Here is a 19,006-nt window from a genome sequence, read left to right as displayed (position 1 = left end):
TTTCACCATGACGGAAGCCTGGCGGAAGGCGAGCCAATCCCGATGAGGAAACCATCGACTGGAGAGCCGTGTGCGGGTGAACCGCACGCACGGTTCGGAGGGCGGGGAGGGCTCAGCCCTTCCCGACCCCTAGTCAGAAAGCATCGCTCGACGGGACCTCATGCGATGATCCGTGCCTTAACGTCGAGACGCGTAGGAAGGGACCATATTGGCCATCACCGGCTCCTCACGCGCCACCCTGGAAGGCGTGGCGGCGCAGCTTATCTGGCTGGCCGCAATGGGGAGAGGCGCCAGCACGGCGTTCTCCTCGGCGGCGGGCGTGTGTCGCCATACCAGATCGGTGATGTCGTCCGTGATGGGGGCATAGCCGGTGGGGGCCTCCAGCAGCAGCTGGCGGATGGTGTCGTGGCGGTGCTCCTGCGTGGCGCGATAGAGCGCCTGTAGGTAATCCTTCAGCCGCGGCCAGGGCCAGTAGTCCTCGTGGGCGCACAGGATGCGGGGATGCGCCGTCTGCTCCGCGTTCTCGCCGATCAGCAACTCCTCGTAGAGCTTCTCGCCCGGCCGCAGGCCGGAGAAGCGGATCTCGATATCGCCCTCGGGGTTCGCCTCGTTGCGCACCGCGAGGCCCGAGAGACGAATCATCTCCGCCGCCAACTCGGCGATCTTCACCGGGGATCCCATGTCCAGCACGAAGACGTCGCCGTCGCTGCCCATGGCCCCCGCCTGGATCACCAGCTGGGAAGCCTCGGGAATGGTCATGAAGTAACGGGTGACCTCGGGATGGGTGACGGTGACCGGCCCGCCCTGGGCAATCTGCTCGTTGAACAGCGGCACCACAGAGCCGGAGGAGCCCAGCACGTTGCCGAAACGCACCATGGTGAAGCGCGTGCCCCGTTGCTGCTTGGCCAGCGCCTGACAGACCAGCTCCGCCAGCCGCTTGGTGGTCCCCATCACGTTGGTGGGGCGTACCGCCTTGTCGGTGGAGATCAGCACGAAGGTCTCCACGCCATGCGCGATCGCCGCCTGGGCGGTGGCCAGGGTGCCGAAGACGTTGTTGCGAATCCCCTGGATACTGTTGTGTTCCACCATGGGCACATGCTTGAAGGCCGCGGCGTGATAGATGGTCTCCACCCCGAAGGCCTTGAGCACGCTGTCCAGCCGCTGGCGATCCTGCACCGAGCCGAGCAGCGCGCGCACCGTCACCTCCAGCCGCTGCTCCTCGACCCGCTGCAGCAACTCCCGCTCGATGGCATACAGCGCATACTCGCAGAACTCGAACAGCAGCAGCGCGCGGGGGCCCTGCTGCAGTGCCTGGCGGCACAGCTCCGAGCCGATCGAGCCCCCCGCGCCGGTCACCATCACCACCTTGTCACGGATGTTGGCATCCAGCAGCGTCTGGTCGGGGGGCACGGTATCGCGCCCCAGCAGGTCCTCGACGGTGACATCGCGGATCTCGTTGAGCTGGGCGCGCCCGGCGATCACGTCCTCCATGCTCGGCAGGGTCTGCACGGGGATCGCCAGCGGTTCCAGCATGCGCAGGACCTCTTGGCGCCGGGTGCGCGGCGCGCTGGGCATGGCCAGCAGGATGCACTTGGCCCCGAAGTCCTTCACCAGGCGTGGCAGCGCCTCGGGGGAGTAGACCCGCAGCCCCTCGACGGAGGTCCCATGCATGCCGCGCCAGTCATCGACGAAGGCCACCGGCGTGTATTCCCCCCCCTGGCGCAGGCTGTGCACCAGCTGGGAGCCGGAGGACCCCGCCCCATAGAGGATCACCGGATCCTTGTAGCGAATCTGTTGGCGCATATGCAGCGAGCGCAGGAAGACGCGCACGCCACCCACGCTCAGCAGGGCCAGCATCGGGTAGATCACACAGACCGAGCGGGGCATGGCGACGGCGAACAGCCCACACAGCAGCATCAGCAGGGCGGCGGAGCTGGCAATCCCCAACACCAGGGTGTTCAGGGCCTTGGTGCTCATGAAGCGAATGACCGCGCGATAGAAGCCCAGCCGCAGGAAGATCGCCAGGCTCACCGGCAAGACCACCAGCCAGATCCCCCAGGCCGGGGGCGCGGCCAGCGGCCCCAGGTGCTCCAGGCGCAGCCACACGGCAGCCAGGAAGCTCAGTGTCAGCAGGGAGGCATCGAGGGTGAGCAGGATCAGGCGCTTGTAACGGCGCGGTAAACGAAAGAGGCGCTCGAGAATCACCATATGGGTCGGATCCTTCCTCTGCCAGACAGCAGGCCGCGTAGGGCAAGGCTTCGGAGTCGAAGGCAACGACCCGCCGTCTCTTTGTGTTAAATAATGTTACAAAGCATAAGAAAGCTACCGATGGTTACCAAGATGGTTTTGCTCACCTGGTGCGTGCGAGAAAACCCCCTGACGCATAGGGAGGACGCGGGTAGGGTAAGGCGCCGAGGTTGGTCGCCCATAAGGCGGAGACATGACGCCAGTCTCAGCTCCCAAGGGGCTGGTAGGTCGGGTATTTTTAGCCCCGCTGGCATGGCTGACATGGAAATGTCACGGCTGGCCGGCACCCTTGAGCGGACCTCCAGGGCGCGCCAGGGTGCGAGGGGGCCAGCTTGGCGTGTAAGACATTGCCGACAATAGCGCGGGATTTCGCCTTGCCGCCTAGGCATGGCAGCGAGCGCTAAGTAGAATGCACCAACGTTTTTTGTCGGCGGCTCTCGTGCAGGCTGGTGTTTATCAGCCTCATGGCGCCGCTGTTGGGTCCAACGGGCCAGTAACACCCATCACAACACCATGCCGGCCTCGGGGATGTGCCATGACACCTCGGGGCGGTAGCGTGCCCGAACGTCGTCCAGAGAGGATCGCCCCATGCCATCATCGTCGTTTCGCCCGCTCGCCCTGACGGCTGCTCACGCCACCGCCAACCCCGCGGGGAAGGGCCGGGCCGTCAGGCGCTGGCTGCCGGTGCTGCTGCTGGCCGCCGGCTCGTTGGGGGGCTGTGCCTGGGCCCCGGGCAGCCACCTGGAGTCGCAGAGCGAGGCCGCGCCGATCGACGACCTGGTCGATATCCGCCCGATCACCCCGGGCCTGGTCGTGACCCAGCAGGAGTCGCGCGGTACCGCCGACGCCGGCCGTGCCATGCCCGCCGAGCTCGAGCAGGCCCTGCAGGAGTACGAGTACTACGTGGGCCCCGGCGACGTGCTCAACATCATCGTCTACGACCACCCCGAGCTGACCATCCCCGCCGGCTCCGAGCGCAGCGCCGCCGAGGCGGGCAACCAGGTGCGCAGCGATGGCACTATCTTCTATCCCTACATCGGCCGGGTGCACGTGGCCGGCAAGACCCTCGAAGAGATCCGCGCCATGCTGGCGCGCCAGCTCTCCGAGTTCATCACCGAGCCCCAGGTCGATGTCGGCGTGGCGGCCTTCAACGCCAAGAAGGTTCACATCAGCGGGGCGGTGTCCCAGCCGCAGAGCCTGCCGATCACCACCATCCCGATGACCATCACCGATGCCATCAGCCAGGCGGGCGGGGCCAGCGAGGGCGCCAACTGGCACAGCGTCACCCTCAATCGCAACGGCGAGGAGATTCCGGTCTCCCTCTACGCGCTGATGCAGCAGGGCGATAACCGCCAGAACCGCCTGCTCCAGGATGGCGACGTGCTGCACGTGCCCACCGCCGAGAACCGCGGTATCTCGGTGATGGGCCAGGTGCGCCGGCCCGGCGACCTGCCGCTGGGCAACGAGCCGCTCTCGCTGACCGATGCGGTCTCGCGCGCCGGCGGCATCGACGAGACCAGCGCCGAGCCCTCGGGCATCTTCGTGGTGCGCGGCACCCAGGACGCCAGCGACAAGCTGGCCACCGTCTACCAGCTCGACGTCAGCAACGCCGCCTCCTTCAGCCTCGGCCATGACTTCCAGCTGGAGCCGCAGGACGTGGTCTACGTCACCACCGCGCCCATCGCCCGTTGGAACCGCGTGATCAGCCTGCTGCTGCCGTCGATCAGCTTGCCGGGTACCCTGGCGGAGACTTCCACCGACGTTAGCGACATCAACAACTAGGCCGCCATGTTCAATCGCATCCTGGTGCTCTGCACCGGCAACATCTGTCGTAGCCCGGTCGCCGCCGCGATGCTCGCCGCCAAGCTGCCCGAAAAGCAGATCGAGACCGCCGGCCTCAACGCCATGCAAGGCCACGGCGTGGAGCCCAGGGCGCGTGCCCTGGCCGAGGCCGAGGGGCTCGACGTGAGCGAGCACAGCGCCCGCCAGGTCACCCTGGATATCCTCCAGAGCGCCGACCTGGTGCTGGTGATGTCCGACGGCCAGCGTCACGCCGTGGGGCAGATGGACCCCGCGGCGCTTGGCAAGACCATGCTGCTGGGCCGCTGGCTCGAAGGCGGCCAGGGCCGCGAGATCCCCGACCCCTACCGCAAGAGCAGCGAAGCCTTCCAGCAGGTGCACCAGCTGCTCGCCCAAGCCACCGACTCCTGGGTCGGCAAGCTGTAGCCACAGGGCCGAGGGCCGAGGGCCAAGGTCCAAGGTTCGAGGTTCGAGGTTCGAGGTTCGAGGTTCGAGGTTCGAGGTTCGAGGGACAAGGAAACCCTGAAAACCTGGCACCATGGGCATTGTGGCTTCCTTGGGACTGGCCCCTTGCTCCTCGGCCCTCGGCCCTCGGCCCTTGCACCTCGTCCCTCTGCCTCGTCCCCCTGTGGGAGCGCAATTTATTGCGCGATCCGCCGCGCAGCGGCGGCGATAAAGCCAAAGCACCTTCGGCGCCATCGTCGAGGCGTCGAACCGGCACTGAAGAGCGCTCCCACAATGTGAAAGGGCACCGCCTTTTCTGTACAGGCTAGCCGACCGCGCAGCGGCGGCGCCCTGATGATCAACAACCGCCATCTTCTCTTTTCGGTACCTTCATGTCCCAGACTTCCCCTTCCCCGGCTCCCGCCGACGATGAAATCGACCTGGGCCGCCTGTTCGGCCTGCTGATCGACCACAAGTGGTGGATCATCCTCGTTACTGCCTTGTTCGCGATCGGCGGCGTCGTCTATGCACTGCTGGCCACGCCGGTCTATCGCGCCGACGCCCTGGTTCAGGTGGAACAGAAGGCCGGGCTCTCTAACCCGCTGGAAGACGTGCGCACCATGCTCGGCGAAGAGCCCAAGGCCGATGCCGAGCTGGGCATCCTGCGTTCACGGATGGTGCTGGGGCAGGCGGTGGAGCGCGCCGGCCTGGAGCTGGTGGTGACCCCCCAGCGATTCCCGATGGTGGGCGATTTCCTGGTACGCCGTGGCATGGAGCGTCCCTCCTTCGCCGAGCATAGCGTCTGGGCCGGCGAGGCCGTCAATGTGGCCAACCTGCAGATGCCGGCAAGCCTGCAGGGCAAACCCTTTACCCTTACGGCCGGCGAGGGCGGTCGTTACGCCCTGTCTCTGGACGGTGAGTCCCTGGGAGAGGGCGAAGTCGGAAAGGATGAGTCCTTTCTCGACGGCCAGGTACAGCTGCGGGTCGCTGATATCCAGGCCCCGGCGGGCGCGCGTTTCACGCTGGCCAAGCGCTCCAAACTGGCAGCGATCAACGATCTGCGCGGGCGCTTCAGCGTCAGTCAGCAGGGCAAGGAGAGTGGCCTGCTGGATCTGACCCTCAACGATACCGACCCGGCCCAGGCGCGTCGTACCCTTGATGCCATCAGCGAGATCTACCTGACCCAGAACATCCAGCGCCAGAGCGCCGAGGCCGAGAAGAGCCTGGAATTCCTGGAAGAGCAGGCCCCGCGAGTCCGTGAGCAGCTTCGCGAGGCCGAGAACAGCCTCAACAGCTATCGCTCCCAGCGCGATAGCGTGGATCTCTCCATCGAGACCCAGTCGATCCTGCAGCGCATGGTGGACCTGGAGAAGCAGATCAACGAACTCGAATTTGCCGAGACCGAGCTGCAGCGCCGCTTCACGACCAGCCACCCCCAGTACGAGGCGCTGCTGGAGAAGAAAGCCCAGCTGCAGCGCGAGCGAGAACAGCTCGAGGCCCGGGTCGACGACCTGCCTGAGACCCAACAGCAAATCCTGCGCATGAGCCGCGACGTGGAGGTCAACCAGGAGGTCTACGTCCAGCTGCTCAACAAGATCCAGGAGATGCGCATCACCCGGGCCGGCACCGTGGGCAACGTGCGTATCCTTGACGAGGCGGTGGTGCAGCCGACGCCGGTGGAGCCGAAGAAGAAGCTGATCGTGGTGCTGGCGACACTGCTCGGCGGCATGCTCTCGGTGGGCGGCGTGCTGGTCTATGGCCTGCTGCGCCGCGGGGTCGAGGCCCCCAAGCAGCTGGAAGCGCTGGGCCTGCCGGTCTACGCCACGGTGCCGCTCTCCGAGGAGCAGGCCAAGCTCTCCGGTGCCCTCACGCCCAGTGGTCGGCGCCACAAGAAGGCCGGCCTGCGGGATCTGCTGGCCCTGCGTAGCCCCACCGACCTCTCCATCGAGGCGCTGCGCGGCCTGCGCACCAGCCTGCACTTCGCCATGCTGGACACGGTCGACAATCGGCTGATGATCACCGGGCCCTCGCCGGCCGTGGGCAAGAGTTTCATCAGTGCCAACCTGGCCGCGGTGTGTGCCCAGGCGGGTCAGCGAGTGCTGGTGATCGATGGCGACATGCGCAAGGGGCACGTCCATCACGCCTTCGGTGGCGACAGCGAAGGCGGCCTCTCCGAGCTGCTGGCCGGCCAGATCGAGTTGGAAGGCGCCATCCGTGGCACCGATGTGCCCGGGCTGGACTACATCGCCCGCGGCACCGCACCGCCCAACCCCTCCGAGCTGCTGATGCAGGAGAGCTTCACCCGGCTGATGGACGAGCTCTCCGCGCGCTACGACCTGGTGATCATCGACACCCCCCCGGTGCTGGCGGTGACCGACGCCGCCATCATCGGCAAGCAGGTCGGCACCAGCCTGATGGTCGCCCGCTTCGGCATGAACCCGCCCCAGGAAGTCGAAGTGGCGAGAGAGCGCCTGGAGAACAGCGGCGTGATCCTCAAGGGCGCCATCCTCAACGCCATGGAGCGCAAAGCCGCCACCAGCTACGGCTACTACGGCTACTACAACTACGCGTATAAGTAGGTTCGAGGGGCGAGGGGCGAGGGGCGAGGTAAAAGCGCCCAGCGCCCAGCGCCCAGGTTCGAGGGACGAGGAGTAAGGTGCCGCCCTTATGGGAGCGCAATTTATTGCGCGATCCGCCGCGAAGCGGCGGCAATAACCCCGGGCGCCTGTCTATGGCAAAGCAATTTATTGCCGGCTCGACGATGGCTCCGAAAGAGCCCCAAGCTCAATGCTCGTTGAACCAGATCTTTAGGGTTTCCTCGGTCCTCGGCCCTAGAAGCTAGGCCCTGAGACCTTATCATCTGGGCGCTGGGCGCTGGGCGCTGGGCGCTGGGCGCTGGGCGCTGGGCGCTGGGCGCTGGGCGCTGGGCGCTGGGCGCTGGGCCCTCGAACCTCGAACCTCGAACCTCGGCCCTAATACAGGAGCCTCCCTGAAGAAAGCCACCGGGCAACGGCAAGACCCGGTGAAAAACATCAGGGACGAACTGGATGCCCGTGGAGCGGGCAAGGGAACAGAGCATGGACACCATCACTTCCTTCTCCGCCTTCCCGGCGCAGAGGCGGCACTCGCGTTTTCTCGAACGCCTGATGCTCAGCCGCGCGGTACAACGCCTGCTGGGCTTCGGCTTCGCCGTCCTGCTCCCCACCCTGGCCGCCAAGGGCGGCAGCGTCTGGGAAACGAGCGATCTCTCCCGCGCGGTGACCGTTCTCACCATCGCGCTGGCCTACTGGGGCTCACTCACCTGTGTCCAGCGCATGAGCCGCTTCCCCGGCGTGCGCGCCTACCTGCTGAGCATTCCGGCCGCCTCGGCTTGCTTCGGTATCCCCTTCCTCCTGTTGTATGTCACGAGTATCGAGCTCATCGATGAGCTCTATCTCGCCAGCTACCTCCTGACCTCTCTCTACTGCACCGCCGGCTACTGGGTCGGGCGGCACTACCGGGTGCACAAGCTCGCCGTGGTGCCCTTCGGCAAGGCCCTTAGCCTCTGTCATAGCCATGGGGTCGACTGGCGCTACCTCGAAACCCCCGACCTGGGCGAGGCGCGCGTGGATGGCGTGGTGGCCGACCTGCGGGCCGAATTCACACCGGAGTGGGAACGCTTCCTGGCCCACTGCACCCTCAACCGCATCCCTGTTTACCATGCCACCACCAACTTCGAGCGGTTGACCGGCCGGGTGCAGCTCGGTCACCTCTACGAGAACCGCTACGGCAGCCTGCAGCCGGATGAAGGCTACGAGGCGCTCAAGCGCAGCCTGGATGTGCTGGCGGTGCTGGCCCTGATGCCGGTGGCCTTGCCGCTGATGGCCCTCACCGCGCTGGCCATCCGCCTGGATAGCCCCGGGCCCGCGCTCTTCACCCAGCCGCGCATGGGTTTCCAGTGCCGCCCCTTCGTCGTCTACAAGTTCCGCAGCATGTTCATCGACCATCGCGGCACCGGCTTCACCCAGGATGGCGAAGACCCGCGCATCACCCGCGTGGGCAAGGCGATCCGCAAGTACCGCCTCGATGAGCTCCCCCAGCTGTTCAACGTGCTGAAGGGCGACATGAGCCTGATCGGCCCGCGACCGGAATCCATGGACCTCGCCGACTGGTACCAGAAGGACGTGCCGTTCTTCCACTACCGCCATGTAGTACGCCCCGGCATCTCCGGCTGGGCCCAGGTAGAGCAGGGCTACGCCGCCGAGGTCGACGGTATGAACGAGAAGCTCGAATACGACTTCTACTACATCAAGAACATCTCGCTGTGGCTCGACCTGCTGATCGTGCTGCGCACCATCCGCACCGTGCTGACGGGGTTCGGGAGTCGTTAGGCGAGGTAAGCAAGCGGCTTGTTGTGGAAATTTACGGCGCGATGGTTCTGCAGGCTCTTAGGCAGAAAAATTCTGGATAGAGGGCGCCAAGGCGGGCACAAACAGTTGACTCTGATAACCGCCCTCTTATCGCTATCGTTCTTTAAAATCAATGACTTAGGTTATGCTGCTTCCACGAATTTGTGGTCCTCTCCCACTAATTTGTGGCGGTACTGGCGAGATGGCGCCAACCACAAATTTGTGGCTCCTCGCATAAATCTGCGGTCGCGGGCTCACAAGGGCTCCACAAATTTGTGGCTCCTCGCATAAATCTGCGGTCGCGGGCTCACAAGGGCTCCACAAATTTGTAGGAGCACGCCACAACTTAGAGGCGGTTTTGGCGAAATGAGCCAACGCACAAATTTGCGTAATGGTCCACATTTTTGTGGCCGGTAGGCGGAGTGAATGTACGCGAACGGCCAACACTGATTGTCAGTAATCAGGTGGTGTGCTGTTAGTGGTGTAGCGGGTATTCGTGGAGGAGGCTAGCCTTGTGAGTCGGCTGTCCCTCCAGTAAGCCTTTCAGGTAGGCATAGGGCCCATGGCCGTTCAGCTTTGCAATATATCAGGCTCGGAATAGTGATAGCGGGATACTTCGTCGTCATCCAAGTAGAGTATCAGCACCATCTAGCGTTTCAGACTCTAATCCGGTAGCTTGTCTGTCGCAGAGCCGTTCGGTACTGTCATCGCGATGAGTCAGTATCCATCGGCACCATCCTCTATAGCGTGCCAATATGCAACTTCCCAGCTACTACGTCGCCGTTGTCAAGGGTTCCAACGTGGATAAGCCGGGCAATCTGAAAAAGCGATGGCTGTAGAATAGCCTCTCTCGCCAGTTCTAAGTCAATCTATCTGTGTATGGGCCTGTCATTTTCTTTATCTGCCGTCTTGCTTCGCCAGTTATTCCGGCTGTCGAGGCTGTCGCTTTTTAAATATGGATAACTTCTCGATGTCGGATTTAAAGGCAACTCTCGTAGACAATCTGAATTCCAAGGAAGCCGTGATTGGCATAGTTGGCCTAGGGTATGTGGGTCTGCCGCTGATGCTGCGTTACAATGATATTGGCTATCGTGTCCTTGGGTTCGATATTGATCAGGAGAAGGTCGATAAGCTCAATAACGGAAAGAGCTATATAGAGCATATTCCTTCGGAAAAGGTGTCCAATGCGACTAAGAGAGCCTTTAAGGCGACCACTGACTTCCAACGGATAGTCGAAGTGGATGCTGTCATCCTTTGTGTGCCCACGCCGCTCAACAAGTATCGCGAGCCGGACATGAGCTTCGTGATCAATACTACCGATGCGATCAAGCCCTATTTGCGCGAGGGCCAAGTTGTATCGCTGGAAAGCACCACCTATCCAGGCACCACCGAGGAGGAGCTGCTGCCGCGGATGCAAGAGAGCGGCCTGGTAGTGGGGGAAAGCGTATTCTTAGTCTATTCGCCGGAGCGAGAAGATCCGGGCAACACGAACTTTGAAACCCGCACCATTCCGAAGGTGGTCGGAGGGGATACACCGGCATGTCGTGAGGTGGGCGTGGCGCTCTATGCGCCGGCGATCGACAAGGTGGTTCCGGTTACCTCCACCAAGGTTGCCGAGATGACCAAGCTGCTGGAGAACATCCATCGCGCGGTCAATATCGGTCTGGTCAACGAGATGAAGATCGTGGCCGATCGCATGTGCATCGATATCTTCGAGGTGGTGGATGCCGCAGCCACCAAGCCGTTCGGCTTCACGCCCTATTATCCCGGCCCGGGGTTGGGCGGGCATTGCATCCCCATTGATCCCTTCTATCTGACTTGGAAGGCAAGGGAGTATGGGCTACACACCCGCTTCATCGAGCTTTCCGGTGAGGTCAACCGTGCTATGCCCGAGTATGTCGTCGGCAAGCTGATGGATGGCCTGAATGATCAGAGCAAAGCGCTCAAGGGCAGCCGAATTCTGGTGTTGGGCATTGCCTATAAGAAGAACGTGGACGACATGCGAGAATCGCCTTCGGTGGAGATATTGGAGCTGATCGCTGCAAAAGGCGCCGAAGTCGCATACAGCGATCCGCATGTGTCGATATTTCCTAAGATGCGCGAGCATTACTTCGAACTGGCCAGCGTGGAACTGACGGCCCAGAGCTTAGCCAGTTATGATGCCGTGGTTCTGGCCACCGATCATGATCGCTTCGACTTTAATTTGATAAAGGCTCATGCTCCACTGATTATCGATAGCCGCGGGATTTATCGCGACGCTGCTGATCACATCATTAAAGCTTAAGGAAACTCGCGGAATGAAAAATTTTGCTCTTGTCGGTGCTGCCGGCTATATCGCCCCGCGTCATATGAAAGCGATTCAAGCGACGGGGCATAACCTTGTTGCTGCGCTAGACACTAATGATTCGGTTGGCATCATCGATAGCTACTTCCCAGATGCGGACTTCTTTACTGAGTTTGAGCGGTTTGATCGTCATGTCGACCTTTTGCGTCGTCTTAACGACGGGCGGAAGATTGACTATGTATCCATCGCCTCGCCCAACTATCTGCATGACTCCCACATGCGCTTTGCATTGCGCTCTGGTGCCGAAGCTATCTGCGAAAAGCCATTAGTACTGAATCCCTGGAACATTGATGGCTTGCAGGATATGGAGCGGGATACTGGCCAAAAGGTCAACACTATCCTTCAGCTACGTCTCCATCCGGCTATCATCGCCCTACACGACGAGGTACAAAGCCAGCCCCGAGATCGTAAGTACGAGGTCGATCTGACCTACATCACCTCGCGGGGGCACTGGTATCTGCAGAGCTGGAAGGGTGATGAGAAGAAGTCGGGAGGGATCGCCACCAATATTGGCGTGCACTTTTACGACATGCTGCACTTTATTTTCGGAGACCTCCAGGAGAATGTAGTGCACTACAGCTCACCCACCAAAGCTTCCGGCTACTTGGAGTACGCCAATGCGCGTGTGCGTTGGTTCTTGTCAGTGGATGTGAACGATGTACCGCAGGTCGTACGTAACGATGGCCAGCGTACATACCGCTCGATTACTGTGGAAGGCGAGGAGATCGAGTTTTCCGGCGGTTTCACCGATCTGCATACCCGGAGTTATGAAGAGATTCTGGCAGGACGAGGCTTTGGGCTAGAAGAGAACCGGGTGGCCATCGAGACGGTAGCGGCTATTCGCACCGCCACCCCGCAGGGGATGACCGGCGAGTACCACCCCTTCCTGAAAAATGTGCTGAATTGAGCGAATCATGAGCATACAGGTTCACGACTCCGCCATCGTCGATGAAGGAGCGCAAATCGGCGAGGGATCACGTGTCTGGCATTTCGTGCACGTGTGCGGTGGTGCCCGCATCGGTGAGGGCGTGTCGCTTGGCCAGAATGTCTTCGTCGGCAACCGCGTAATGATTGGCGATTACTGCAAGGTACAGAACAACGTCTCGGTCTACGACAACGTAACCTTGGAAGAAGGCGTGTTCTGCGGCCCGAGCATGGTGTTCACTAACGTCTACAATCCCCGCTCGCTGATCGAGCGCAAGAGCGAGTATCGCGACACCCTGGTCCAGAAAGGCGCCACCCTGGGCGCCAACTGCACCATCGTTTGCGGTGTGACGATCGGCGCCTACGCCTTTATCGGCGCGGGCGCGGTAATCAACAAGGACGTGCCGGCCTACGCCCTGATGGTGGGCGTACCCGCCCGCCAGATCGGCTGGATGAGCGAATATGGCGAGCAACTTGACCTGCCGCTGGAAGGGCAGGGCGAAGCGCTGTGCCAGCACACCGGCAAGCGCTATGTGCTGCAGGGCAAGCAACTGATCAAGGAAGACGCATGATTCCGTTTATTGACCTTGCCGCCCAGCAGGCGCGCATCAAAGACAAGATCGACGCCGGCATTCAGCGTGTGTTGGCCCACGGCCAGTACATCCTCGGCCCGGAAGTGGCCGAACTGGAGGAAAAGCTGGCCGCCTATACCGGGGCCAAACACTGCATCACTTGCGCCAACGGCACCGATGCCTTGCAGATCGCCCAGATGGCGCTGGGCATTGGCTCCGGCGATGAGGTGATCACCCCGGGGTTTACCTATATCGCCACAGCGGAAACCGTGGCGGTGCTGGGAGCTAAACCGGTGTATGTGGATATCGATCCGCGTACCTATAACCTGGACCCCGCCAAGCTGGAAGCGGCCATTACGCCTCGTACCAAGGCCATCATCCCTGTTTCCCTGTATGGGCAGTGCGCCGACTTCGATGCCATCAATGCCATCGCTGAGAAGCATGGTATTCCGGTGATCGAGGATGCCGCCCAGAGCTTCGGTGCCACTTACAAGGGGCGCAAGTCCTGTAACCTTACTACCATCGCCACCACCAGCTTCTTCCCCAGCAAGCCGCTTGGCTGCTACGGCGACGGTGGAGCCATCTTTACCAACAATGATGAACTGGCCACCGTGCTGCGTCAGATCGCGCGTCATGGCCAAGATCGTCGGTACCACCATATCCGTGTAGGGGTAAACAGTCGGCTGGATACCATTCAGGCGGCCATCCTGTTACCCAAGCTGGAGATCTTTGACGAAGAGATAGAGTTGCGCAATCAGATCGCACACCGCTATACGCGCCTTCTCAATGAAGCCGGTATCACGACAACGCCCTACGTAGAGCCGTACTGCATAAGCGCTTGGGCACAGTACACCATCCGCGTGGAAAATCGAGGCATTTTGCAGGAAACGCTCAAGGATGCCGGTGTTCCTACAGCTGTGCATTATCCAATCCCGCTAAATAAACAGCCGGCGGTAGAGAATGCTGCCGAACAACTGTCTGAGGGGAATTTGGCAGCACTGCATGTGGTTTCTCTCCCGATGTACCCCTACCTAGATAGAAATGCTCAAGAGCAGGTTGTCAAATTGCTGCGTGAGGCGAGGTTGTGAAACCTTTGATATCAGGTAAAGATAGATTCTGGGCTTTAAAGTTGCAGGAGAAAAGCTTATGAACCTGACGCAGCTCAGGGGAAGAGCAAAGCAACTGATAACTAAAAATGGATTCGTGCATAGCGTCTCAGTCTTAGCCAGTGGTACCGCCGTTGGACAAGTTGTTACTATTGCTGCCTCTCCAATACTAACCCGATTATACACGCCGGAAGACTTTGGCCTGTTAGCAGTATACACTAGTATCCTTGGAATACTTGGAGTTATAGCCAGCTTGCGCTATCAGTTAGCTATCCCACTTCCAGAGAGTAATGAAGACGCACTAAATGTTGCAGTTTTAAGCTTTTTCGTTCTTACGGTTCTAGCAGCTGTTTTTTTCATTGTTGTTTGGGCTATTGGAAGTGATGCAGTAAATTTATTGAATATGCCAGACGTGGAACCGTATCTCTGGTTTATGCCTTTAGGTTTTGTGTTGATTGGCTGTTACGAAATTCTACGATTTTGGCATTTGAGAGCGAAATCTTTTGATTTAATTGCTAAAGCAACAATGGTGCAGTCTGCTTCTGTGGCTAGTGTTCAAATAGCAGGGGCTGCGCTAGGGCCACTGGCGCTCCTTGGTGGACGTATAATGGGCCAAGCTATTGTCGATATGATATTATTAAGAAGGGTAAGGGGTTCAAGGGTAAGAACTAAGCAAGAAGTGACACTCAAAAAAATGCTATTTGCTGCAAAGAAATACAGACAGTTTCCTATATTTTCATCATGGGCTGGTCTTATGAATGCTAGTGGTACTCAGGTCCCGCCTCTATTATTTGCTGCTTTATATGGTCCTGCTGCGGCTGGTGGCTATATGCTTGCACAGCGGATAATTAATATGCCTTTATCAGTGATCGGGACAGCAGTATCGGATGTTTTTTTTGCAGGCTCTATAGATGCATATCGCGAGAAAAGGCTAGGTGCTAATATTACAAAGCTTTGTTCGGCCTTAGCCGGCTTCATATTTCCTGGTGCAATTCTTCTTTTCTTTATTGGGCCGGAACTTTTTCAGATTATTTTTGGTGAAAACTGGAGAGTTGCTGGTGAGATTATACGTTGGTTATCACCAATGCTGGCCATTCAGTTTCTGGTCAACCCTGTTTCAAGAGTTTTCGTAACTGTCGAGCGTCAAAGCCTTGCGCTTTTGTTTCAATGTTGCCTGTTTGGATTAAGGGTTGGATCATTGTTTTTATCTTATTGGCTTGATTTTTCTTTGATGGATGCAGTAAAGACGTTTAGTGTCGCTAGTGTCATCGGATATTTAATGTATCTTATGGCAGTATGTAACATTGTGGGATTGAGTTTTGAAGAGATGTTCTATTCCCTTGGGGTTTTTGTTTTTTCATCGGTTGTGCTTGTGATTGCTGGCGGTGTCGTTATTATCATGTCTGATGGTTTGTTTTCGTTGCTTTTGTTTTTTGGTTTGTGGGTAGTTGCCATTGCATTTAATTTTATTAAAGCAAGTAATAAAGATCTATTAGCGTGAGTGTACAAGAGACTTTAATTGGTACGATTATGAACTTTTTTAAGAAAATACGTATATGGCTGGGCTGTAAACGATTTGAGCTTAATAGAGCTGCAGATTTCAAAAGGCGGAATATTAAGGTTGCAAAAGGGAGCTATTTATCAGGAGGTGTAAAGATAGGTGACTGCACTAGGATAAATAGCCCGTCATATATTACAGATTGTAGTATAGGTTCATTTTGTGCAATTGGTGGCCGTTTAGTCGTTAGGAATAGCAACCACTCAATAAATACTATAAATATGCAGGATTGGGCCCAATCTAAAATAATAGAAAGTGATTTAAGAGTTGTTGGGTTCTCAAAAGGAGATGTCGAAGTCGGCAATGGCGTCTGGATCGGTGATTCTGTTATTATACTTCCAGGAGTGAAAGTCGGCAATGGGGCTGTAATAGGCGCTGGAAGCGTAGTTACAAAGTCTGTGCCGCCATACGCAATAGTAGTAGGTAATCCAGCGAAAGTTATAAAATATCGATTCTCGCCGGAAATAATAGAGTTAATTAAAGATGTTCAGTGGTGGAACTGGACTTATGATGAGATGCGTAGAGCTAAAGCATTTTTCGAAATCGACTTTAAGGCGACCGATGCAATAGATATAAAGAAAAGATTAAAAGAAATGGGAGTAATTTAGGAATGTATCGTTTTGCCAAAAATTACATTAAACAGAAAGTTGCTAGAAAGCTGAATGGAGATGAAGTTGATTTTTCTAGTTACCCTGTAGTACATGATAAGGTTGATCTTGGGGATATGGTTTCACATGATGTCGTGTTCCTTTTAACGACGGGCAGGAGTGGCACGAAAACGCTAATTGAATACTTAAAGGAAAATAGTGGATATTGCGCAATACATGCACCAAAACCTAGCTTGGCAACGTTAGGTAGCCTTTTATGGAAAAAAAAAGTAAGTGAAGATTCTGCGCAATGGGCATATTTTTCTGCTAGAGAAAAGTATTTGTATGAATTATGCAGAAGAGGGGTTCCTTTAATAGATGGTGATTGTAAAAACTTGCCTTTATTACCAGCCCTTTCTGACTTTTTTCCAAACTCTAAGTTTGTCCATGTTGTTAGGAATCCATTGGATTTTGTGATAAGTGGTTTGGATAGAGGGTATTTTGTTGATAAGGACCCTCTATTATGGGGGCATTTGTTTTTGCGAGATGATGAGTCATTAGCTCTCAGCTTTGAAGAGCAAGTGATGCTAATTGCTGATTTTTGGGAAATAGCCAATAGGATTGCAGAGATTACTGAGGAAAAAGTAGGGGGCCACCGGTTTTTAACCCTAAAATCAGAAAATATGTTCAAAGATAGTGAAGAAATTGCAAAGACTTTTTCTGGCTTAGGTTATAAATCATTTAAACGTATAAAGAATGGGCCTGCTCCAGTACTTAACAGGAATTTAACATCTAGCTCATACGATATTTCTTTAGTTAAGTGCATTATCAAAGATCGCTGTCCTTCAGCAAAAAGGTACTATCCGGAAGTATTGGTTTCATAGTTAAGAAAACCCTGATTAATTGGGCTAATGCTACTGAGCAGGTCTGGCCCTTAAAATTATCCCCGCAGTCGTTCCGTTGACAGCGCTCGTCGCTCATTTTTTAAAACACCGGACTGATCATGACCTTCACTCCTGCAAGCCTGCGCTGGCTTGAAAAGCTCCTAGAAGAGCGCTTCGGCCTAGCTCTGACGCTCAGAGAAGATAGCCACGGTCTTGCCATTCAACTGCCAGGTGCTGAAGAGAGCATTCGTTTCGATATTCTGCAGCCTGCATTTCACCAGTCCCGCTCCGACATGCCCTGTGGCTGTTGGGATGCCGCTGCCGAAGGCTTTACCCCTGTCCTGGGTGAGCCCCTCCCTACGCCTGCCATGGCGGAAATGCCCACCTGCATGGTGGAGAAGGCAGGGCAGGGTAGCGTTGTGGTTCACTACGATATCCTAGGCCTGACTTACTGGATGCTGACTCGATTGGAAGAAGCTGGTCGCACGGACTTGGATAACCATCAACGGTTTCCCGCAACATCATCCCATGCATTCAAGCATGATTATCTAGAGCGGCCAATTGTAGATGAATGGTTGCATATTCTTGGACAGGTTATTCATCGAGTATGGCCACACTCTGAGCTTAAACAGCATCAGTTCAGCATCAAACCCTCTCACGATGTGGATGTGCCCAGCCTATATGGCTTTCGCTCAGTGAAGGGTGTAGTTCGCTCAATGGTTGGGGATGTATTAAAACGAAGAGATTTTCAAAGTGCCTTGATTGCCCCTTGGATAAAAATCAATACGCGGAAGTGCCTGCATGTGTCAGACTCATTCAATACCTTCGACTGGCTTATGGATCAGTCGGAAAAGAATGGTCTGCGCAGTGCTTTTTACTTTATCTGTGGGCGTACTGACGTTAGCAAAGACGCCGACTATGAACCGGAGCATCCGGCTATACGTAATCTAATGCGGCGTATACATTCGCGTGGCCATGAGATAGGACTTCACCCCAGCTACAATTCATACCAGTCCCCTGATATTATCGTGCGGGAAGCTAATCGTCTGCGGCGTATCTGCGATGAAGAAGGTATTAAGCAGGCTGAGTGGGGGGGGCGCATGCACTTCCTTCGCTGGCAGACACCTACTACTCTCAGCGCTTGGGAAGCAGCCGAAATGACTTACGATAGTACTCTGGGGTACGCGGATCGCCCTGGATTCCGCTGTGGCACCTGCCATGAATATCCCGCCTTTAATCCCATCACACAGCGGCAGTATAAACTGCGCGTCCGCCCTTTGATCGTGATGGAATGCACTGTGATGTCCGAGCGATATATGGGACTAGGCGAAGAAGACGCTGCCCATGCAAAGTTCCAAGAATTGAAGGATAGTTGTCGAGCTGTGGGAGGATGCTTTACTTTGCTTTGGCACAATTCTAGTTTTAAAGATTATTCCGGAAAGAAAATATATGCAAAACAGTTGTAGTTATTAAGCTTATATTTTTGAAATTATTGATTTGCAACAAATGTCACCATCGTCTATACAGAGTTCGTCATGTTCTCTTGGGGTATATGTCAAGCCTGAGTGGTAATTGAATCCTGATCTTGTCCAGCAACATTGGACATCCCGTTAATGCAGTACACTGAACGAGGTGTCCTATGACGAGGCAAGCTATTCCTATGCTAGGCTTTGTCCGAAAACTCGAATTTGCTAATGTCACCTATGCCTCAGCAGCATAGGTGACCCATGGCAGGACGCTACGAGATCTCCGACTACGGCTGGGCCCTCATCGAGGACATCGTGTCGCCGCCGCAGAGAACGGGGCGCCCCCGCCGCGATGACCGCCAGGTGCTGAACGGTATCTTCTGGATCCTCTGCTCAGGTGCCAAGTGGCGTGACCTTCCAGAGCGTTACGGCCCTTGGAAGACGGTCTACGACCGCTTCCGTCAGTGGCGCGACGACGGTACCTTCGAGGCCATCCTGGCGCGCCTCCAGCTCCGCTTGCGAGAGGATGGTCTGATGGACCTGGACACCTGGATGATTGACTCGACATCGATCCGCGCCACCCGTGCCGCTTCTGGAGGCGGCAAAAAGGGGCTCTTCGTCGTTGGGTGTGGAATTCGCCCCCTGAGCTGGGCCAGGATATGACCTCCACTTGGACAGGAGGCTTG

13 protein-coding genes and 1 pseudogene are annotated in these 19,006 nt (G+C 57.2%); 13 read left to right on the top strand and 1 reads right to left on the bottom strand.

Annotated features, from left to right (window positions below; genetic code table 11):
- Positions 1-177 precede the first annotated feature (177 nt).
- A complete protein-coding gene (locus FEI13_RS17935; protein WP_138182869.1) occupies positions 178-2,208 on the bottom strand; it encodes a polysaccharide biosynthesis protein in 2,031 nt (676 codons plus the stop codon).
- Between the two features lie 627 nt (positions 2,209-2,835).
- Here FEI13_RS17935 and FEI13_RS17930 point away from each other — a divergent pair.
- The 13 genes and pseudogenes from FEI13_RS17930 to FEI13_RS17865 form a co-directional block, all read left to right on the top strand.
- Complete coding sequence (locus FEI13_RS17930; protein WP_138182868.1) at positions 2,836-4,029, top strand: polysaccharide export protein; 1,194 nt, start codon at positions 2,836-2,838, stop codon at positions 4,027-4,029.
- 6 nt (positions 4,030-4,035) lie between these two features.
- Entirely contained in the window at positions 4,036-4,473 is a 438-nt protein-coding gene (locus FEI13_RS17925; protein WP_138182867.1) for a low molecular weight protein-tyrosine-phosphatase, read from the top strand.
- A 410-nt stretch (positions 4,474-4,883) separates the two neighbouring features.
- Positions 4,884-7,070 (top strand): polysaccharide biosynthesis tyrosine autokinase, encoded by a 2,187-nt coding sequence (locus FEI13_RS17920; protein ID WP_138182866.1) that lies wholly within the window; start codon positions 4,884-4,886, stop codon positions 7,068-7,070.
- A 498-nt stretch (positions 7,071-7,568) separates the two neighbouring features.
- Positions 7,569-8,861 carry a sugar transferase gene (locus FEI13_RS17915; RefSeq protein ID WP_240036569.1) on the top strand — a complete coding sequence of 431 codons (1,293 nt, stop codon included), beginning with the start codon at positions 7,569-7,571 and terminating at the stop codon, positions 8,859-8,861.
- Between the two features lie 988 nt (positions 8,862-9,849).
- Complete coding sequence (wbpA, locus tag FEI13_RS17905; protein WP_138182865.1) at positions 9,850-11,163, top strand: UDP-N-acetyl-D-glucosamine 6-dehydrogenase; 1,314 nt, start codon at positions 9,850-9,852, stop codon at positions 11,161-11,163.
- Positions 11,164-11,176: 13 nt separating this feature from the next.
- Positions 11,177-12,130, top strand: coding sequence for a Gfo/Idh/MocA family protein (locus FEI13_RS17900; RefSeq protein WP_138182864.1), 954 nt, complete (start codon positions 11,177-11,179; stop codon positions 12,128-12,130).
- Between the two features lie 7 nt (positions 12,131-12,137).
- Positions 12,138-12,719 carry a UDP-2-acetamido-3-amino-2,3-dideoxy-D-glucuronate N-acetyltransferase gene (wbpD, locus tag FEI13_RS17895; RefSeq protein WP_138182863.1) on the top strand — a complete coding sequence of 194 codons (582 nt, stop codon included), beginning with the start codon at positions 12,138-12,140 and terminating at the stop codon, positions 12,717-12,719.
- Positions 12,719-13,807 carry a DegT/DnrJ/EryC1/StrS family aminotransferase gene (locus tag FEI13_RS17890; RefSeq protein WP_275668765.1) on the top strand — a complete coding sequence of 363 codons (1,089 nt, stop codon included), beginning with the start codon at positions 12,719-12,721 and terminating at the stop codon, positions 13,805-13,807. Before wbpD ends, FEI13_RS17890 begins: the two co-directional genes overlap by 1 nt.
- 58 nt (positions 13,808-13,865) lie before the next feature.
- A complete protein-coding gene (locus tag FEI13_RS17885; RefSeq protein ID WP_138182861.1) occupies positions 13,866-15,326 on the top strand; it encodes an oligosaccharide flippase family protein in 1,461 nt (486 codons plus the stop codon).
- Positions 15,323-15,991, top strand: coding sequence for a CatB-related O-acetyltransferase (locus FEI13_RS19675; protein WP_275668764.1), 669 nt, complete (start codon positions 15,323-15,325; stop codon positions 15,989-15,991). Before FEI13_RS17885 ends, FEI13_RS19675 begins: the two co-directional genes overlap by 4 nt.
- 2 nt (positions 15,992-15,993) lie before the next feature.
- Positions 15,994-16,854, top strand: coding sequence for a sulfotransferase (locus tag FEI13_RS17875; protein WP_138182860.1), 861 nt, complete (start codon positions 15,994-15,996; stop codon positions 16,852-16,854).
- A gap of 119 nt (positions 16,855-16,973) precedes the next feature.
- A complete protein-coding gene (locus FEI13_RS17870; protein WP_138182859.1) occupies positions 16,974-18,320 on the top strand; it encodes a polysaccharide deacetylase family protein in 1,347 nt (448 codons plus the stop codon).
- Positions 18,321-18,581: 261 nt separating this feature from the next.
- Positions 18,582-18,932 (top strand): annotated as a pseudogene (locus FEI13_RS17865) (IS5 family transposase); the annotation flags it as partial.
- Between the last annotated feature and the right edge of the window lie 74 nt (positions 18,933-19,006).

It is taken from the genome of Halomonas urmiana (assembly GCF_005780185.1).
Lineage (GTDB): Bacteria > Pseudomonadota > Gammaproteobacteria > Pseudomonadales > Halomonadaceae > Halomonas > Halomonas urmiana.
Note: the sequence above shows the minus strand (reverse complement) of the source record. Positions and strands in the feature narration are given on the sequence as shown.